At 48.3% G+C, this 402-nt stretch carries 1 protein-coding gene and 1 pseudogene; both read right to left on the reverse strand.

Features of this window, described 5'->3' with window-relative positions:
• A partial coding sequence (gene tnpB, locus EYW48_RS21535; protein ID WP_277433084.1) for an IS66 family insertion sequence element accessory protein TnpB occupies positions 1-208 on the reverse strand: 208 nt, incomplete at its 3' end.
• Positions 205-402: pseudogene (locus EYW48_RS21540) on the reverse strand (IS66 family insertion sequence element accessory protein TnpB); the annotation flags it as partial. The pseudogene EYW48_RS21540 and the gene tnpB, both read right to left, overlap by 4 nt.

Here is a 402-nt window from a genome sequence, read left to right on the forward strand (position 1 = left end):
GTTTGTACCACAGGGCAAAGCCCGTTTTATCCCAGTACAACACTTTGACTTTGTCGCGTTGTTTATTGGTAAACAGGAATAGCGCACCCGTGCCGAGCGGCAAATCGGTTTCGGACTCGATAATCGCCGCCAGTCCGTTGATGGACTTTCTGAAATCGACGCTTTCACGATAGAGATAGATTTCGGGAGCACTGAGCATACGTTTCATGACAGTGCCCCGATTAGTTCGGCTAAGTAACGGACGGGAGTGCCTTGTGGTACGCTGAGTTCAACGTTATTTATCGATAAGGTCATATTGGCGACGGGTGTTTGAGCCATCTGGTAGCGAGTCGTTTTTTCGATAACTTCTGCTTTAACAAAGCCACTGATATTGGCTGACTCCGTAGTTTGTAACTGCTGGCG

Source organism: Vibrio sp. 1180_3, from assembly GCF_029478545.1.
GTDB lineage: Bacteria > Pseudomonadota > Gammaproteobacteria > Enterobacterales > Vibrionaceae > Vibrio > Vibrio aestuarianus.